Raw genomic sequence first — 16,795 nt, 5'->3', positions numbered from 1 at the left:
AACATGCGACTTCTTTATACCCTTGCCTGGTGGCTGGCCTTGCCCCTGGTGCTGGCGCGGCTGTGGCTGCGCGGACGCCAGGAACCCGGCTATCGCCAGCACTGGGGCGAGCGCCTGGGCTTTTACGGCCGCCAGGCCACACCGCTTCCTGACACCATCTGGCTGCACGCCGTCTCCGTCGGAGAGACGCGCGCGGCCGAGCCGCTGATCGATGCGCTGCTGGCCGCATGGCCGGCGTGCCGCATCGTGCTCACGCACATGACACCGACGGGACGCGCCACGGGCAAGTCCCTGTTCGCCAAACACGGCGCGCGCCTCGTGCAAAGCTACCTGCCATATGACACGGGCGTCATGCCGGCCCGTTTCATCCGCCATTTCGCGCCGCGCATCTGCATCCTGATGGAGACGGAAGTGTGGCCGAACCTGATCCACCAATGCAATCGCTACAAAGTGCCCGTGGTGCTGGCCAATGCGCGCCTGTCGCAGCGCTCGCTGGGCAAGGCGCAGCGCCTGGGCAAGCTGATTGCCGATGCGGCGCGCGGCATCACCCTGGTGGCGGCGCAGACGCAGGACGACGCCGATCGCGTGCGCCAGCTGGGCGTGCAGGAAGTCGTCGTCACGGGCAGCATCAAGTTCGACGTCGTCGTGCCCGAGGCGGCCCTGGCGACGGGCGCCTGGCTGCGCGGCGCCATCGGCCAGCGTCCCGTGCTGCTATGCGCCAGCACGCGCGAAGGGGAAGAGCAGCTGATTCTCGATACCTATACCCGTGCCAGCTTGCCTGCGAATGCGCTGCTGCTGGTCGTGCCGCGCCATCCGCAGCGTTTCGACGAGGTGGAAAAACTGGTCGTGGCGCAGGGCCTGGCCGTGCAGCGCAGGTCCGGCCTGGCGCAGGACGATACCGTTTCTGCGGGCACGCAGGTGTTGCTGGGCGATTCGATGGGCGAGATGTTTGCGTATTACGCAGCCTGCGATTGCGCTTTCGTCGGCGGCAGCCTGCTGCCGCTGGGCGGGCAAAACCTGATCGAGCCGGCAGCCCTGGGCAAGCCCGTGCTGATCGGCCCGCACACCTTCAATTTCGCGCTGGTCACCGAGCAGGCGATTGCCGCAGGCGGCGCCGCGCTGGTGGCGGATGCCGATGCGCTGATGGCGCAGGCATCGGCGCTGCTGCAAGATCCTGCGCGTCTATCGTCAATGGGAGAAAAAGCGCTGGCGTTTGCGAACCAGCACCGGGGCGCCACGCCGCGGACCGTCGCGGCCATCCGGCCTTTGCTGCCAGCTTAATTGAACAGGACTGGCAGCTCCTGCGAGCGTTTTCTGAGTGCCTGCTTGGCGCCATCGTAATCGGGATAAATCGATTCCACGGTGGCCCAGAAGCGGGGGCTGTGGTTCATTTCCAGCAGGTGCGACAGTTCATGCGCCACCACGTAGTCGATCAGCGGCAGGGCGAAGTGGATCAGGCGCCAGTTCAGGCGGATCTTGCGCTCGATGGTGCAGCTGCCCCAGCGCGTGCCGGCCGACGACAGCGACAGCGAGTCATAGCTTACGCCCAGCTTGTCCGCATACACGTCCAGGCGCGCCTCGAACAGCTGGCGCGCTTCATGCTGGAACCAGCCCTTCACTTTTTCCTTCAATTGCTGCTCGCTGCCCGTGGGCGTGACCCATACGTGCAGCTCATTCGTCTCGCGCTGGAAGCTGGCGCGGTGGCGCGGCGCCTGGTGCAATCTTAAGGTGATGTCGCCGCCGAGGTAGGGCAGCACGGCGCCGTCGACCCAGGCCACGGGCGGGCGCTGCTGGCGCTGCACCTTGCGCTCGCCCCGTTCCAGCAGTTTCGAGACGATCCAGCCTTGCTTGGCGCGGATGGCGTTGTCGATTTCGGCCAGGGTGACACGCTTGGGTGCCGTCACGCGCAAGCCGTTATCGTCGATCATGAAGCCGATGGAACGGCGCGTGGAACGGCGCAGGGCGAATTCGACGAGGTGGCTGCCCAGCTGCAGCTGGCGCAGCGGCGGGCCATCGGCGGTGCGTGGCGGGGAGGGAAGGACAGGGCGCGCGGGAGGCGTGGCAGGCGCCGGTGGCGGCGCCAGGGGAACTACAGGCTTCGCCTCCACGGGCGGCGCTGGCGGTGCCGTGGGGCGCACCGCCGGGGGCGTGCTGGTCGAGACGTCATGCGCGAACAAATCCAGTTGCTGGTCGCCGACCTTGATGGTCTTCATCTGCTGGCGCAGTGTCGGCTCCTGGATGACCGCGCTGATGCCGTCTAGCCAGCGTTGTAGGCGTGAGGCGAAATGACGCGCATTTCTGATTCTATCCAATTTTCCACCTGTTGCATCATGCTGTCCGGGGTTTGCCCTTCCGGCGAAATCGGTTTGCCTATCGAGACGGTGATCAGTCCCGGGCGTTTGAGGAATGACTGCTTGGGCCAGCACTCGCCTGAATTGTGCGCAATCGGCACCACCACGGCACCCGTGGCAATCGCCAGACGCGTGCCGCCGCTCTTGTACTTGCCCGCCTGGCCGACGGGAATGCGGGTCCCTTCAGGGAACATGATAATCCATTGGCCATCGGCCAGGCGGCGCTTGCCATGGGCCACGACGCTCTTGAACGCATGCTTGCCCTGCTTGCGGTCGATGGGGATCATGCGCAGCAGCGCCATGGCCCAGCCGAAGAACGGGATGTACAAAATCTCCTTCTTGAACACATACACGAGCGGGCGTGGCAAGCTTGGCAGCAAGAAGATGGTTTCCCAGGCCGACTGGTGCTTCGACAGCACGATGGCCGGCGCATCGGGGAAGTTCTCGGCGCCCTTGACTTCGTAGCGGATGCCACAAATGACCTTGGCACACCACAGGATAAACACGTTCCAGCGCGAGGTGACCCAATAGCGCTTGTTGTAGCTCAATGGCGCGGCGAAAAAGCACACGCAGGCCCAGACGATGGTGGCCACGATCATGATGATCATGAACAGCAGGGATCGCAGGAACAGGGAAATATTACGCAATGCGGTTCTCCGAAGATTAGATGCTGAATGCCACGGCGGGCGCCGATGCTGCGGGCGCCTTGAGCAGGTGGCTGACGACGGCGGCCAGGTCGGGGAAGACCTGGGTGCCAGGCGGCAGGCCACCCGTTTCGTTGGTCTTTTCGCCCTTGCCCGTCAACACCAGGTAGGGCACGCAACCGCTGATGAAACCGGCCTGCAGGTCGCGCAGCGAATCGCCGACCGTGGGCACGCCTTTCAGGCCGGTGTTGTAGCGCTGCGAAATTTCATGAAACATGCCCGGTTTCGGCTTGCGGCAGTCGCAATTGTCCGCGCCCGCGTGCGGGCAAAAGAAGATGGCGTCGATATCGGCGCCCACCTGCTGCGCCAAGGTATGCATCTTCTGATGGATCGCGTTCAAGACCGTCATGTCGAAGTACTCGCGCGCGATGCCAGACTGGTTCGAGGCGATGACCACGCGATAGCCAGCCTGGTTCAGGCGGGCGATCGCTTCGAGCGAACCGGGTATCGGCAGCCATTCGGCAGGCGACTTGATGAAGTCCGGCGAGTCATGATTAATGACACCGTCGCGGTCGAGAATAATCAGTTTCAGCGCCGGCGTGCCCATTATGCCGCCAGCTTGGAAATGTCGGCCACACGGTTCATCATGCCGTGCAAGGACGACAGCAAGGCCAGGCGGTTGTTGCGCAGGGCGACATCCTCGGCCATCACCATCACGTCATTGAAGAAGCCATCGACATCGTCGCGCAGCTGCGCCAGCGTTTGCAGGGTGCTGGTGAAGTCGCCCTTGGCAAAGGCCGCGTCGACTTCCGGCTGCACGCGCGAGACGGCGGCGGCGAGTTTTTTCTCCGCTTCGTCCTGCAGCAGCGCCACGTTGACGCCACCGGCGGCGACCTGGCTCACGGCTTCCTCGTTCTTTTTCAGGATGTTCGTGATGCGCTTGTTGGCGGCTGCCAGCGAGGCGCTTTCCGGCAGGGCGGCAAACGCCTGCACGGCTTCCAGGCGTTGCACGATGTCGTCCAGGCGGTCCGGGTTTTGCGCCACGACGGCTTCGATTTCATTCGGTGAGAAACCGCGTTCGCGCAGGATGCCGCGCAGGCGATCCAGCATGAAGGTGGTGACATCCGCGACCGGATCCTTGAAGCCTGGTACGGCTGCGAACTGCGTAGCGGCATCCGCCAGCAAGCCCTGGATCGACAAAGGCAAACGTTTTTCCAGCAGCATGCGCAGCACGCCCAGCGCATGGCGGCGCAGCGCGAACGGATCCTTGTCGCCTGTCGGCGCCAGGCCGATGGACCAGATGCCGACCAGGGTTTCGAGCTTGTCGGCCAGGGCCACGGCGGTGCCGGTGCCGGTGGTTGGCAGGCTGTCGCCGGCAAAGCGCGGTTGGTAATGCTCGGAGGCGGCCAGCGCCACTTCTTCCGGTTCGCCGTCATGGCGCGCGTAGTAGGTGCCCATGATGCCTTGCAGCTCGGGGAATTCGCCCACCATGTCGGTCAGCAGATCGGCCTTGGCCAGCAGGGCGCCACGTTTGGCCAGGGCCACGTCATATTGCAGCTTGGCGGCGATGGCGCCGGCCAGCGACTTGACGCGCTCTGTGCGGGCCGCTTGCGTGCCCAGCTTGTTGTGATAGACGACGTTGGCCAGCAGCGGCAGACGCGATGCCAAGGTCTTCTTCTTGTCTTGCTCGAAGAAGAACTTGGCGTCGGACAGGCGCGGGCGCACGACGCGCTCGTTGCCGCCGATGATGTGCTCGGGCGTGTCCGTCTCGATGTTCGAGACGATCAGGAAGCGCGAACGCAGCTTGCCTTCGCTGTCCGTCAGCGCGAAATATTTCTGGTTGGTCTGCATGGTGAGGATCAGGCATTCCTGCGGCACGGCCAGGAATTCTTCCTCGAAGTGGCATTCATACACGACCGGCCATTCGACCAGGGCGGTCACTTCATCGAGCAGCGCTTCGGGCATCAAGACCTGGTCGGCGCCCGCCTTGTCCAGCAACTGGGCGCGGATGCGTTCCTTGCGTTCCTCGTTGCTGGCGATGACGCTGGCGTTGAGGATCAGGGACGGCGCATAGTTTTCCGCGTGCGCGATGGTGATCGGTTCGCCGTCGGTGAGGAAGCGGTGGCCCAGGGTGGTGCGGCCGGCCGTCAGTCCCAGCAGTGTCAGGGGCAGGATATTGATGCCATGCAGGGCGATCAGGCTGTGGGCAGGACGCACGAATTGCACGGTGCTGCCGTCCGGGCGCTGATAGCTCATCAGCTTTGGAATCGGCAGCTTGGCGGCCGACTCGGTCAATGCTGCCTGCGCGCCGGTGGCGAGCTGGCTGCCCGGCGCCGTGTAGGTGTAGAAGAAGCTTTCGGCCTTGCCGTCGGCGGCGCGTTCCAGCTCGGCCACCGTCAGGTCGGGGAAGCCCAGCGCGGCCAGTTTCTTGGCCAGCGGCGGCGTGCCGTTGCCGTTCGCGTCCAGCGCCACGGAGACGGGCAAGACTTTTTCACGGATCGATTTGTCTGGCGAGACTTCGCGCACGTTGGTGATGGAGACGGCCAGGCGGCGCGGCGAGGCATAGCTGGTGGCGACGCTGTCAGCTTCCAGGAAGTCGCGCGATTTCAGGCCGTTGACGATGCCGGCCGTGAAGGCGGCGCCCAGTTTGGCCAGCGCTTTCGGCGGCAGTTCTTCGGTCAGCAGTTCGATGAGCAGTGTTTGGTTCATGGTGTTCTTGTCTGGTACGGCGGTGTATGAGCTAGGCGATCAGGCGGCGGCGGGTTGGTCTGCGGCGGGCAGCATCGGGAAGCCGAGGCGCTCGCGCGAGTCGTAATACGCTTGCGCCACCAGGCGCGACAGGGTGCGCACGCGGCCGATATAGGCGGCGCGTTCCGTCACCGAGATGGCGCCACGTGCGTCCAGCATATTGAAACTGTGCGAGGCCTTCATGATTTTCTCGTAGGCGGGCAGGGTCAGTTGCAGCTCAATCAGGCGCTTCGCTTCCGCTTCGTAGTTGCCGAACTGTTCGAACAGCAGGTCCGTATTCGCGTGCTCGAAGTTGTAGGTCGATTGCTCCACCTCGTTCTGGTGGAAGACGTCGCCGTAGGTCAGCTTCTTGGTAATCCCGTTTTCTTCCCACTCGGTCCACACCAGGTCATACACGTTTTCCACGCCTTGCAGATACATGGCCAGGCGTTCGATGCCGTAGGTGATTTCGCCCAGCACGGGCTTGCAATCGAGGCCGCCCACTTGCTGGAAGTAGGTAAATTGGGTCACTTCCATGCCGTTCAGCCAGACTTCCCAGCCCAGGCCCCAGGCGCCCAGGGTAGGGCTTTCCCAGTCGTCTTCGACGAAGCGCACGTCATTCTGCTGCAAGTCCAGGCCCAGCGCGGCCAAGGAACCCAGATACAGGTCGAGGATGTTTTCCGGCGCCGGCTTCAAGACCACCTGGTACTGGTAGTAGTGCTGCATGCGGTTCGGGTTTTCGCCATAGCGGCCATCTTTCGGGCGGCGCGACGGCTGCACATACGCGGCGCGCCACGGTTCCGGGCCGATCGCACGCAGGAAGGTGCCGGTGTGGAAGGTGCCGGCGCCGACTTCCATGTCGTAAGGCTGGAGCAGGGCGCAACCTTGCTTGTCCCAATAGGTTTGCAAGGTCAGGATAATTTGTTGAAATGTGAGCATCGTATGAGTTCGCCGCGCGGGAGACTGCGCGCTGTTAAGGTTTGCTTGAAGCCCGGACGCTGTTGGGCTAGCGTCCGGGCCGGGGTTTTGCTAATTTTAGCGGTTTTTACGGACCCACTGTGACTCTTCGGGCAATATCGGCCGCTTATTGCTGCGCGGCGCGGCCACGACGGGCGGCGCGCGACAGCAGGAAGGCCGCCAACAGGGCCAGCGCGGCCAGGGCCAGCACCAGTTTATTGCCGTAGAGAATGTATGGCGTCATGCCGCCCATGCCTTGCACCTTGGCCGCCAAGGTGGCTTGCTGTTCCGGCGGCAGCAGGCTTTGCACCACGCCCTTGCCGTCGATGACGGCCGTGGCGCCCGTGTTCGTCGAGCGCAGCATGGGGCGGCCCGTTTCCAGGCTGCGCATCTGCGAAATCTGCAGATGCTGCGGGATGGCGATCGAATCGCCAAACCAGGCCAGGTTCGAAATATTCAGCAGTACGGACGCCGACTGCTTGCCATGGCGGTGGGCGCTGGCCAGCTGGCCGGCGATTTCCTCGCCAAACAAGTCTTCGTAGCAGATATTCGGCAGCACCAGCTGGTCGCGCACGGGCAAGGGCGCTTGCACCTCGGCGCCGCGGCCCATGTCGCCCAGCGGGATGGCCATCATGGCAACGAACCAGTGCAGGCCAGGCGGCACGAATTCGCCGAACGGCACCAGATGGTGCTTGCGGTACTGGTAATACGGTCCTGGCGTGCCGTTGGGTGTGATCCCCAGTGCCGCATTGTAGAAGCGCTGCTGCTCGTCGAGCACGGGCATGCCGACCAGAATCGTGCTGCCCGTCTGCTGTGAATACGTCGCCAGATTGTCCAGATAGCCGGGTGGCAGTTGGTGCGGCAGCACGGTAACGGCCGTTTCCGGCGTGGCGATCAGGTCGGCCGGCGCGCTGGTGATGGCGCTCTGGTACATCTGCAGGGCGCCCAGCACGAAGCCGGGATCGAATTTCTGCTGTTGCGGCACGTTGCCCTGCAACAGGCGCACCGTGATCGGGCGCCCGACCGGGTGCGTCCACGCCACGTACTGCAAGCCGATGCCGGCCGCGTACAGGGCGATGACGCCGCCCAGCGCAAACCAGCGCGTGCGGTGTGTGAGCAGCAGCAGAGCGCCGGCGGACAGCGCCGCCAGCCAGCCCAGGCCATACGCGCCGACGATGGGCGCAAAGCCGGCCAGCGGGCTGGCATTGTGGGCGTAACCGGTGGCCAGCCACGGGAAACCTGTAAACAGCCAGCCGCGCGTCCATTCGAACAGCGTCCAGGTAGCGGGCAGCACCAGCAGGGTCATGGCGGGCAGGGACAGCACCCAGCGCTGGCGCAGCCAGGCGGCAGCGCCCATGGCCAGGGCCACGTAAATGGCCATCAGGAGGGCCAGCAGGGCCACGGCTATCACCGCGATCGGCGCGGCCATGTCGCCATAACGGTGCATGGAAATGTACAGCCAGTGCGTGCCGGCCGCGCACCAGCCGAAGCCATAGGCCCAGCCGATCAGCGCGCCGCCCTTGACGCTGGACGACCGCAGCACCTGATAGAACAGCACGCCCAGGCTGAGGATTTGCAGGGGCCAGTAGCCGAAAGGGGCGAACGCCAGCACCGCGACGGCGCCGGCGACGGCAGCAGTCAGCATGCGCGCCCACGTGCTGCGGGGCGGTTTGGCGGGGGCGTTGGGGTCAGCGCGTCTGAAACGCATCTACAGCACGCGCATGTCAGAGTTCCAGTTCCGGCACGTTGGGCAGGCGCTCGACGAGCAGCACGTGCACCTGGCGCGCATCGGCGCGCAGCACCTCGAAGCGCAGATTGCCCAGGTCGAAAATATCGCCCTTGTGCGCCATGCGGCCCAGGTACTTCGACACGAGGCCGCCGATGGTGTCAACGTCGTCGTCCACCAGGTGGCTGCCCACTTCTTCGTTGAACTGTTCGATCTCGGTCAGCGCCTTGACGCGCCAGCGGGGACCGAACTGGCCTTCCTTGAGCGAGAGGATATTGTCCTCGGCTTCGTCGAAGTCGTATTCGTCCTCGATGTCACCGACGATCTGTTCCAGCACGTCTTCGATGGTGATCAGGCCGGCGACGCCGCTGTATTCATCGACGACGATGGCCATGTGATTGTGGTTGGCGCGGAAATCGCGCAGCAGCACATTCAGGCGTTTCGATTCGGGGATGAAGATGGCGGGGCGCAGCATGTCGCGTACGTCGAAAGTTTCTTCTGCGTAATAACGCAGCAAGTCTTTCGCCAGCAGGATGCCGATGACCTTGTCGCGCTCGCCTTCGATCGCGGGGAAGCGCGAGTGGGCGGTGGACAGGACTTCCGGCATCCATTCCTCGATCGGCTTGCTGATGTCGATGACATCCATTTGCGAACGGGGAATCATGATGTCGCGCGCACAGAGATCCGATACCTGGAACACGCCTTCGATCATCGACAGGGCGTCGGCGTCGATCAGCTTGCGTTCATGCGCATCGTGTAGAACTTCGAGCAATTCTGCACGGTTCTCTGGCTCGGGGGAAATGAGTGCGGTCAGGCGTTCAAACAGTGACCGGTGGGGCTTGACGTCAGTTCTGACGCCACTAGGGTGCTCGGGCATAGGAGGCGTGAGCCGTTGTTGCGAAGGGATATAGGATACACCAAAAGTGGGGGAATACCGGATTTCCCCTCTTTTGATGCAAATTTAATACGTTGAAGTGCGCCGTTGCCCGACGTTTCAGGCGTCCGGGCCCAGCACACGGGCGCGCAGGGCCGCCACGTCGGCCTGCCAGTCGGCGAAATGCTCGCTGTCCTGCCACAGCTGGCGCAGTTCCGACGACTCCGCCATGATGCGCTCGAAGGCCCGGCGCGCTTTTTCCAGCAGCGGCGGCGTGACTTTCTTCTTGCAGGCGGCCACCCATTCGTCCACTTCCGCGGTGGCCGGGTCATCCTCGCCCGGCTTGCCTTGCAGGCGCGCGATCACGTCCAGCGCGGCCAGCGCTTCGGCGGCGAACGGTGCTTCGAGTGCCGCTTCCTGGCTGTCGATGACGTTGTCGAGCGTCGTCTCGACCAGTTCCAGGGTTTTATATTCGTGCAAGTCCTGCGCCCAATCCATGGCGTAGTCGTTGCCGAAGGCGTCAAGTGCCCAGGTTCCCATGCGCTTATTCCTTGTACGGGTCGGTGATGCCGAGCTTTGCGAGGATGTCCGTTTCCAGGCCCTCCATCTCGGTGGCTTCCTCGTCATCCATGTGGTCGTAGCCCTGCGCATGCAGCACGCCATGCACGATCAAATGGGCCGTGTGCTCTTCCACGCTCTTCTTTTGTTCCGCCGCTTCCTTTTCCAGCACGTCCGTGCACAGGATGATGTCGGCGCGCGTCGGCTCGTCGTCATGCAATTCTTCGCCTTCGTTGTAGGCGAACGTCAGCACGTTGGTGGCGTAATCCTTTTCGCGGTAGTCGCGGTTCAGGCTGCGGCCTTCTTCCGCGTCGACGAAGCGGATGGTGAATTCGGCCGGCGCGAACAGGGCCGCCTTGACCCAGCGGCGCACTTTCGAGCGCGTGATCAGGGTTTCCAGGCGGGTATCCGGGTATTGCACGGACAAGGACAGTTTATTTTTTTCGGACATTTTTGGCAGCAGCTGGTTTCAATAAGGGAAGTAACTGGGCGGCGTCGGCACTGGCCGCCTGCGCCGTTTCATAGGCGTCGACGATGCGCGCGACGAGCGGATGGCGCACCACGTCGGTGCTGTTAAATTGCGTGAAGCCGATGCCGCGCACGTCTTTCAAGACGTGCACGGCGTCGATCAGGCCGCTCGTCTGGCTCTTGTGCAGGTCGACTTGCGTGACGTCGCCCGTCACCACGGCCTTGCTGCCAAAGCCGATGCGCGTCAAGAACATCTTCATCTGTTCGACGGTGGTGTTTTGTGCCTCATCGAGGATGACGAACGCGTGGTTCAGGGTGCGCCCGCGCATGTAGGCCAGCGGGGCGATCTCGATCACCTGTTTTTCAAACAGTTTTTGCGTGCGGTCAAAGCCCAGCAAATCATACAGCGCATCGTAGAGGGGACGCAGGTACGGGTCGACCTTTTGCGCCAGGTCGCCCGGCAGGAAGCCCAGGCGCTCGCCCGCTTCGACGGCGGGGCGCGTCAAAATGATGCGCTTGACGGCGTCCCTTTCGAGCGCATCGACGGCGCAGGCGACGGCCAGATACGTCTTGCCCGTGCCGGCCGGGCCGACGCCGAAGCTGATGTCGTGTTCGAGGATGTCGCGCAGGTAGGCGATCTGGTGCGGCGTGCGCCCGCGCAAGTCGGAGCGTCGCGTTTTCAGCACGGGGCTGGCGATGTCCGGCTCGACGAAGGTGCTGGCGGGCGCGTTGGCGTGGTGTTCCGAGGCGGCGGACAGGCCCGCGCGCTGTTCCACCAGGGCTAGCTGCACTTCTTCCAGCGGCACGACCTTGTTGGCGATGGCATAGAACTGTTCGAGGATTTCCACGGCGCGTTCGGCATTGCTGCCGCCGACGATGAATTTCTCGCCGCGGCGGAAGATCGTTACGTCGAGGGCGGCGGAAATCTGGCGCAGGTTTTCATCGAGGGGGCCGCACAGATGCGCCAGGCGCGTGTTGTCGAGCGGCTCGGGGATGAAGTAATGCGGCTGTATCGGGGCTTTGGTTTTCAACTGGCTCTTTTCAATGCGGGTGCGCTGGCGACGAGTTCGCCGCGCAGGGTGTAGGAATGGCTTTCGGTGATGCGCACGTCGACCAGCTGGCCGATCAATTGCAAACCGTCGGGGCCGGCGTCGAAATTGACCACGCGGTTGTTCTCCGTGCGGCCTTGCAGTTCACTGTCATCGGTGTCCTTCTTCGAACGGCCTTCGACGAGGATGGTTTGCACCGTGCCCACCATGGCCAGGCTGTACTTGCGCGTGTTGGCGTCGATGGCCGCCTGCAATTGTTGCAGCCGGGCCAGCTTGACTTCATGCGGCGTGTCGTCTTCCAGGCTGGCGGCCGGCGTGCCGGGGCGCTTGCTGAAGATGAAGCTATAGCTGTTGTCGAAGCCCACGTCGGCGATCAGCTTCATCATGGCGTCGAAGTCGGCCTGGGTTTCTCCAGGGAAACCGACGATGAAGTCCGACGAAATGGCCATGTTCGGGCGCACGGCGCGGATGCGGCGGATGATGGACTTGTATTCGAGGCCCGTGTAGCCGCGCTTCATGGCGCCGAGGATCTTGTCGGAACCGTGCTGCGCCGGCAGGTATAAATGGTCGACCAGTTGCGGGATCTTCGCGTAGGCGTCGATCAGGCGCTGCGTGAATTCCTTCGGGTGGCTGGTGACGAAGCGCATGCGTTCGATGCCGGGGATATCGGCCACGTATTCGAGCAGCAGGGCGAAGTCGGCGATGTCTCCGCCTTCCATCGCACCGCGGTAGGCGTTCACGTTTTGCCCCAGCAGCGTGATTTCCTTGACGCCCTGGGCGGCCAGGCCCGCCACTTCCGTCAGCACGTCCTCGAAGCGGCGCGACACTTCCTCGCCGCGCGTGTAGGGCACGACGCAGTAGCTGCAATATTTGCTGCAGCCTTCCATGATGGAAACGAACGCCGAAGCGCCTTCCACCTTGGCTGGCGGCATGTGATCGAACTTTTCAATCTCCGGGAAGCTGATGTCCACTTGCGAGGCGCCGCTGGAGCGGCGCAGTTCGATCATCTGCGGCAGGCGGTGCAGGGTCTGCGGGCCGAAGACCATGTCGACATACGGCGCGCGCTTGACGATGGCGTCGCCTTCCTGCGACGCCACGCAGCCGCCCACGCCGATCAGCAGGTGCGGCTTGGCCAGTTTCAGCTCGCGCAGACGGCCCAGGTCGGAAAACACTTTTTCCTGCGCCTTTTCGCGCACTGAGCAGGTGTTGAGCAGGATCACATCGGCGTCTTCCGGCGTGTCGGTGCGCACCAGGCCATCGGAGGCGCCCAGCACGTCGGCCATCTTGTCCGAGTCGTACTCGTTCATCTGGCAGCCGAAGGTTTTAATGAATACTTTTTTCTGCATGGCGTCGGGCGCTTATCGGTAAGTGTGGCGGCAAACAAGATGGTTGGGCAGGATGCTGCAGCGCAGGGGGCCGCTCAGGGTGGGGCGCGGTGGATGACCGGCCGGGCGCCTCTGGCTGCCCGGTGGCAGGCTCGCTGCAAGTTCAGGCCATAGTTTAGCGTAAATCGCCGGGGCGGGCCATGTTGTGCTTACCTTGCCGACAAGGTTGCCGCCTGTATATGCCGCCCTGGGCCGTGGTGCCTAAAAGAATTTATTGCCGTGCGACACCATTGATTTGTAACAAGTTGCTGCAAAGCCTTGTGTGCGCCCGCTGGCATCCTAATGTGTTGAAATAGCATCGTTGCCAAGCCAACCAGCAGCTTGATTGATATTTAACAATCAGGAAGTTTGCGCGAGGCGCAGATGCCGCGTGTTTGGGCTAGTATATTGTCTTATATGCAATTCATTTCAGTGAATTGCACGTGTTTTTACTCACGCGGCAAGTTGCGTACGTTGGCTGGGCGTGGCAGTGCGAGTCCTGGCAGGCAGTGCGATAAGGAGGGAGGGTTGAATTCGATGGAGGACGTTTATTTGAACACTCTAAGCCAGCCTTAAGTTCGTATCGGCATTATTTTCTACATTCACCAGACGAGGAAAAATCATGGCACATCATGCATTAGCATCGCAAGAGAGTTACAACCCGAACCACCTGCTGGACATTCTGCTGAGCAAGATGCAGCTGAAAAACGATGCAGCCCTGTCGCGTCTGCTCGAGGTGGCGCCACCTGTCATCAGCAAGATCCGCCACCACCGCTTGCCGGTCGGCGCCTCGCTGCTGATCCGCATGCACGAAGTGACGGGCATGAGCATCCGTGACCTGCGCGACTTGATGGGCGACCGCCGCACCAAGTATCGTCTGTCCGACGCCCAGGGCCGTCCAAAAGCGGAAGACCGCGGCGATGCGCAAGAATCGAATTACGCGCACTGATGTGGCGGTTGCGCGCTGACTGTGCCGCTTGCGTAGCTGCTGGCGGCAACAGGCTGGCGTGGACCGGGCAGCATGGACTGGGCAACATGAACGTATTGCAGTACCCCTAACGGCTTTCGCCTCGCAGCGAGAGCCGTTTGCGTTTGCGGCAGTGTTTAGCTCAGCAGTGCCGAGGTGATTTCGTCGTAGCGCAGCTCCGTTTCGCGGAACAGTTGCAGATACGTGTCTTCGCCCAGGCCCAGCGCATCCCAGGCCACCGGCGAGACGCGCGGCACCATGTCGTCGCCCGCCTGCGCCAGGTCCAGCGCGCAGACGACGGCATTGGCCACGTGGATCAGCGACGCGAGGAAGCCTGCCCCCGGCGTTTCCGGCTGCAGGTAGTTGCCCAGCGCCAGGCGCATCGTGTCGGAAAAGTTCCAGTGCTCGGCCAGCGCCACGCCAGCCTGCACGTGGTCCACGCCCAGCACGGTTTGTTCCGCTTCGAGCAGGCTGCAATCGTGCGCTGCCTGGTGCGCGATGACTTGCGCATAGTGCGCGGGAAAACTGCTGACCAGCACCAGGCGGCCGATGTTGTGCAGCAAGCCGGCCGTGAAGGCGTAATCCTGGTTGAAGCGGATCTGCCGCGCCAGCACCTTGGCGCAGGCGGCTGTCGCCACCGAATGGCGCCAGAAGGCCTTGTCGTCGAAGCCGGGGCAGCGTCCTTCCGGGAAGCAGCCCGTGATGGCGGCCGACGTGATGAGGCTGCGCGTGGTCTGGAAGCCCAGGTACGTGATCGCCTGCTGGATGGTGGTGGCCTTCACTTGCAAGCCATATTGGGACGAGTTGGCCAGGCGCAGGGTTTTTGCCGTCAGCGCCTGGTCGTACGACACTTTTTTGGCCAGCACGGAAATATCCACGTCTTCCTGGTCGATGCTGTTGAGTAGTTCCATCACGACGGCGGGCAGCGAGGGTAAATCATCGAGGTGGGCGACGATGTCGTCGAGCGTCAGCTGGGTGCTCATGCGGCCTCTCCCGTGCCCAGACGGTAAGCTGTGACATAGGCGCGCAGCAAGGTGGTGGCCGCGTCTTCGGGATTATCCGGGTCGTGCTTGCGGAACAGGTAATCGAGCCGTTCGCTGTCGGCAGCCTGTTGCGCGGCGATTTCTTCGGGCGAGGGGGGCGGCGCCTGGATCGGCAGCATGTCGATATTGTGTCGGGGCATCAGGGCCAGCATGTTTTCCGTCAATACCGCGCCTTGCGGCAACAGCACTTGTCCATGCGCATCGAGCAAGACATCCGACAAGACCATGCCAGGACGAACTTGTTCCAGGGGTAGATGTTGATGCATGACCGCCATGACGACTCCTTAGATGATTGCGGGATATTACCATTGCCATGACGCAATGTCTCAACCTGTATCAAGGCCTGGTGGAAAACGGCATTGCTGTAAATCTTGCCAATAAGCATGTCATACCGTACATTTGATTCAGGCTGTTGTCCGCTGACGTTTGTGCGCCCGCGCCGCGGGCCGGCGGCCTGGCCCGGGGAGTATTGATCGATGGTGAGTATCCAAGTCCGGCTGACCCTGCTTTTTGTCGTGATCGTCACCCTGGTGCTGGGCATTTCGGGTAGCTATACCCAATATACCTTGAGCAAGGAACTCGAATCGGGCAGCGCGCGCCTGCGCAGCGGCGTGCTGACGCGCTTGCAGACCAGCTTGCCTTCCGCCCTGTGGGACCTCGACAAATCCAAGGTCGACAGCATCGTCGCGGCCGAAATGCTGCCGCCGGAACTGGTCGGTATCCGCGTCTACGACGCCTCCGTCGGTCTGTTCGCGGGCGAAGTGCGCGACGCGGCCGGCACCCTGGTGCCGTTGACCGCCGACGTGGCCATGGGCGGCACGCCCGTCGAGGCGCCGCTGGTGTTCCGCGACGCCGTGGCCGCAGCCACGGGCGGCAAGCCGGTGATCGTCGGCAAGGTCATCGTCAATTTCAGCCGCGCCCAGATCGATGCGGCCCTGCGCGGCGAAGTGCGGCGCAAGGTGCTGGAAGTGTTGCTACTTGACATCATTTTGGTGGGCGCCCTGGCGCTGAGCCTGCGCATCGTCTTCGGACCCTTGAAACAGTTGCGCGACGGCTTGTTCGACCTGGCGACGCGCGGCAGCGACGAGGTCGAAGAGCTGCCGGAAAACCGGCGCGACGAGCTGGGCGACGTGATCCGCGGCTTCAATGCGGTGCAGCGCAAGCTCAAGTCCATCATCGAGGGCAGTCGCGAGGCGGAAGACATGGCGCGCCGCTCGCAGCAGGCAACGGCGCAGGCCATGGACGAGCTGCGCCGCGCGCAGGAATCGTTGCTGCAGTCGGAACGCCTGGCCTCGCTGGGCAGCCTGGTGGCCGGCGTGGCGCATGAAATCAACACCCCGGTCGGCATCGCGCTGACCAGCGCCTCGGTGCTGAAGGAAGCCACCGATGAGATCAGCGCGGCGGTGGCCGGCGGCAGCGTGAAAAAGACCGATATCGTGCGCTACCTGGAAACGGCCGGTGAGAGCGCGCGCCTGATCATGAACAATGCCTACCGCGCCGCGCACCTGATCCACAGCTTCAAGCAGATCGCCGTCGACCAGGTCAGCGAGGCGCGCCGTTTATTTGAATTGCGCGACTATATCGGCGAGGTAATCTCGAGCCTGCAGCCGACCCTGAAAAAGACGCGCATCCGCATCGATATCGATTGCCCGCCCGGCATCATGCTCGACAGCTATCCGGGCGCGCTTGCGCAGGTGCTGACCAACCTGGTCCTGAACTGCGTCGAGCACGCCTTTGATGCGGACACGGACGGCCATATCCATATCGGCGTGCACGGCGACAACGACTGGATCGCCATGCAGGTGCGCGACAATGGCCGCGGCATCGCGCCCGATATGCTCGACCGCGTGTTTGACCCGTTTGTCACCACGCGGCGCGGACAGGGCGGCACGGGCCTGGGCTTGAATATCGTATTCAACTTGATTGCCAAGCAGTTTGGCGGCACCATCACGGTCAGCAGCACCTTGGGGCAGGGCGCGACGTTCCTGCTGCGCCTGCCCAAGGTGACGCCATTGCCGGAAGGCGCCGCCAGCGTTCCTGCCGGCCAGGCATAGGCAAGGAGGCAAG

General features: G+C 63.1%; 16 protein-coding genes. 3 read left to right on the top strand and 13 right to left on the bottom strand.

Annotated elements, in window-relative coordinates:
- Positions 1-3: 3 nt before the first annotated feature.
- Entirely contained in the window at positions 4-1,281 is a 1,278-nt protein-coding gene (gene waaA / locus AC3IQ7_RS25900) for a lipid IV(A) 3-deoxy-D-manno-octulosonic acid transferase (protein ID WP_099376574.1), read from the top strand.
- On the opposite strand, the gene AC3IQ7_RS25895 is transcribed toward waaA, so the two are convergent.
- From AC3IQ7_RS25895 to miaB, 11 genes are all read right to left on the bottom strand, one after another.
- A complete protein-coding gene (locus AC3IQ7_RS25895; protein ID WP_099376575.1) occupies positions 1,278-2,213 on the bottom strand; it encodes a M48 family metallopeptidase in 936 nt (311 codons plus the stop codon). The two genes, waaA and AC3IQ7_RS25895, sit on opposite strands and share 4 nt — an antisense overlap.
- Positions 2,214-2,257: 44 nt before the next feature.
- On the bottom strand, positions 2,258-2,998 hold the full coding sequence (locus AC3IQ7_RS25890; RefSeq protein ID WP_034746739.1) for a lysophospholipid acyltransferase family protein: 741 nt from the start codon (positions 2,996-2,998) through the stop codon (positions 2,258-2,260).
- A 16-nt stretch (positions 2,999-3,014) separates the two neighbouring features.
- Entirely contained in the window at positions 3,015-3,602 is a 588-nt protein-coding gene (gene gmhB / locus AC3IQ7_RS25885) for a D-glycero-beta-D-manno-heptose 1,7-bisphosphate 7-phosphatase (RefSeq protein ID WP_099376576.1), read from the bottom strand.
- Positions 3,602-5,704, bottom strand: a complete 2,103-nt coding sequence (gene glyS, locus AC3IQ7_RS25880; protein ID WP_489207698.1) for a glycine--tRNA ligase subunit beta — start codon at positions 5,702-5,704, stop codon at positions 3,602-3,604. Before glyS ends, gmhB begins: the two co-directional genes overlap by 1 nt.
- A 39-nt stretch (positions 5,705-5,743) precedes the next feature.
- Entirely contained in the window at positions 5,744-6,661 is a 918-nt protein-coding gene (gene glyQ, locus AC3IQ7_RS25875) for a glycine--tRNA ligase subunit alpha (protein ID WP_096237792.1), read from the bottom strand.
- Positions 6,662-6,806: 145 nt separating this feature from the next.
- Entirely contained in the window at positions 6,807-8,324 is a 1,518-nt protein-coding gene (gene lnt / locus AC3IQ7_RS25870; RefSeq protein WP_489207697.1) for an apolipoprotein N-acyltransferase, read from the bottom strand.
- Between the two features lie 79 nt (positions 8,325-8,403).
- The gene (locus AC3IQ7_RS25865) at positions 8,404-9,282 is read right to left on the bottom strand and encodes a CorC family transporter (RefSeq protein ID WP_034746750.1); all 879 of its coding nucleotides are present in this window, start codon (positions 9,280-9,282) and stop codon (positions 8,404-8,406) included.
- Positions 9,283-9,399: 117 nt separating this feature from the next.
- Positions 9,400-9,819 carry a DUF4259 domain-containing protein gene (locus AC3IQ7_RS25860; protein ID WP_489207696.1) on the bottom strand — a complete coding sequence of 140 codons (420 nt, stop codon included), beginning with the start codon at positions 9,817-9,819 and terminating at the stop codon, positions 9,400-9,402.
- Positions 9,820-9,823: 4 nt separating this feature from the next.
- On the bottom strand, positions 9,824-10,288 hold the full coding sequence (gene ybeY, locus AC3IQ7_RS25855; protein WP_322426165.1) for an rRNA maturation RNase YbeY: 465 nt from the start codon (positions 10,286-10,288) through the stop codon (positions 9,824-9,826).
- Positions 10,272-11,336 (bottom strand): PhoH family protein, encoded by a 1,065-nt coding sequence (locus AC3IQ7_RS25850; RefSeq protein ID WP_489207695.1) that lies wholly within the window; start codon positions 11,334-11,336, stop codon positions 10,272-10,274. Before AC3IQ7_RS25850 ends, ybeY begins: the two co-directional genes overlap by 17 nt.
- Positions 11,333-12,700 carry a tRNA (N6-isopentenyl adenosine(37)-C2)-methylthiotransferase MiaB gene (miaB, locus tag AC3IQ7_RS25845; protein WP_099376582.1) on the bottom strand — a complete coding sequence of 456 codons (1,368 nt, stop codon included), beginning with the start codon at positions 12,698-12,700 and terminating at the stop codon, positions 11,333-11,335. The genes AC3IQ7_RS25850 and miaB overlap by 4 nt, the downstream gene beginning before the upstream one ends.
- 640 nt (positions 12,701-13,340) lie before the next feature.
- Here miaB and AC3IQ7_RS25840 point away from each other — a divergent pair.
- The gene (locus tag AC3IQ7_RS25840) at positions 13,341-13,667 is read left to right on the top strand and encodes a hypothetical protein (protein WP_034746769.1); all 327 of its coding nucleotides are present in this window, start codon (positions 13,341-13,343) and stop codon (positions 13,665-13,667) included.
- A gap of 155 nt (positions 13,668-13,822) precedes the next feature.
- On the opposite strand, the gene AC3IQ7_RS25835 is transcribed toward AC3IQ7_RS25840, so the two are convergent.
- Positions 13,823-14,668 carry an HDOD domain-containing protein gene (locus tag AC3IQ7_RS25835; protein ID WP_225242557.1) on the bottom strand — a complete coding sequence of 282 codons (846 nt, stop codon included), beginning with the start codon at positions 14,666-14,668 and terminating at the stop codon, positions 13,823-13,825.
- Complete coding sequence (locus tag AC3IQ7_RS25830) at positions 14,665-15,003, bottom strand: hypothetical protein (protein WP_322426168.1); 339 nt, start codon at positions 15,001-15,003, stop codon at positions 14,665-14,667. The genes AC3IQ7_RS25835 and AC3IQ7_RS25830 overlap by 4 nt, the downstream gene beginning before the upstream one ends.
- Before the next feature lie 201 nt (positions 15,004-15,204).
- On the opposite strand from AC3IQ7_RS25830, the gene AC3IQ7_RS25825 reads away from it, so the two are divergent.
- Positions 15,205-16,782, top strand: coding sequence for a sensor histidine kinase (locus AC3IQ7_RS25825; RefSeq protein WP_099376585.1), 1,578 nt, complete (start codon positions 15,205-15,207; stop codon positions 16,780-16,782).
- The last annotated feature ends 13 nt before the right edge of the window (positions 16,783-16,795 follow it).

Source organism: Janthinobacterium sp. GL_088 (assembly GCF_057837845.1).
Note: the sequence above shows the minus strand (reverse complement) of the source record. Positions and strands in the feature narration are given on the sequence as shown.

Coding starts and splice junctions, on each gene's coding strand:
- ybeY (WP_322426165.1), bottom strand. CDS start 10,288: ATGTCCGAAAAAAATAAACTGTCCTTGTCCGTGCAATACCCGGATACC.
- AC3IQ7_RS25865 (WP_034746750.1), bottom strand. CDS start 9,282: ATGCCCGAGCACCCTAGTGGCGTCAGAACTGACGTCAAGCCCCACCGG.
- AC3IQ7_RS25840 (WP_034746769.1), top strand. CDS start 13,341: ATGGCACATCATGCATTAGCATCGCAAGAGAGTTACAACCCGAACCAC.
- gmhB (WP_099376576.1), bottom strand. CDS start 3,602: ATGGGCACGCCGGCGCTGAAACTGATTATTCTCGACCGCGACGGTGTC.
- AC3IQ7_RS25825 (WP_099376585.1), top strand. CDS start 15,205: ATGGTGAGTATCCAAGTCCGGCTGACCCTGCTTTTTGTCGTGATCGTC.
- miaB (WP_099376582.1), bottom strand. CDS start 12,700: ATGCAGAAAAAAGTATTCATTAAAACCTTCGGCTGCCAGATGAACGAG.
- AC3IQ7_RS25830 (WP_322426168.1), bottom strand. CDS start 15,003: ATGGCGGTCATGCATCAACATCTACCCCTGGAACAAGTTCGTCCTGGC.
- AC3IQ7_RS25835 (WP_225242557.1), bottom strand. CDS start 14,668: ATGAGCACCCAGCTGACGCTCGACGACATCGTCGCCCACCTCGATGAT.
- glyQ (WP_096237792.1), bottom strand. CDS start 6,661: ATGCTCACATTTCAACAAATTATCCTGACCTTGCAAACCTATTGGGAC.
- glyS (WP_489207698.1), bottom strand. CDS start 5,704: ATGAACCAAACACTGCTCATCGAACTGCTGACCGAAGAACTGCCGCCG.
- waaA (WP_099376574.1), top strand. CDS start 4: ATGCGACTTCTTTATACCCTTGCCTGGTGGCTGGCCTTGCCCCTGGTG.
- lnt (WP_489207697.1), bottom strand. CDS start 8,324: ATGCTGACTGCTGCCGTCGCCGGCGCCGTCGCGGTGCTGGCGTTCGCC.
- AC3IQ7_RS25895 (WP_099376575.1), bottom strand. CDS start 2,213: ATGAAGACCATCAAGGTCGGCGACCAGCAACTGGATTTGTTCGCGCAT.
- AC3IQ7_RS25860 (WP_489207696.1), bottom strand. CDS start 9,819: ATGGGAACCTGGGCACTTGACGCCTTCGGCAACGACTACGCCATGGAT.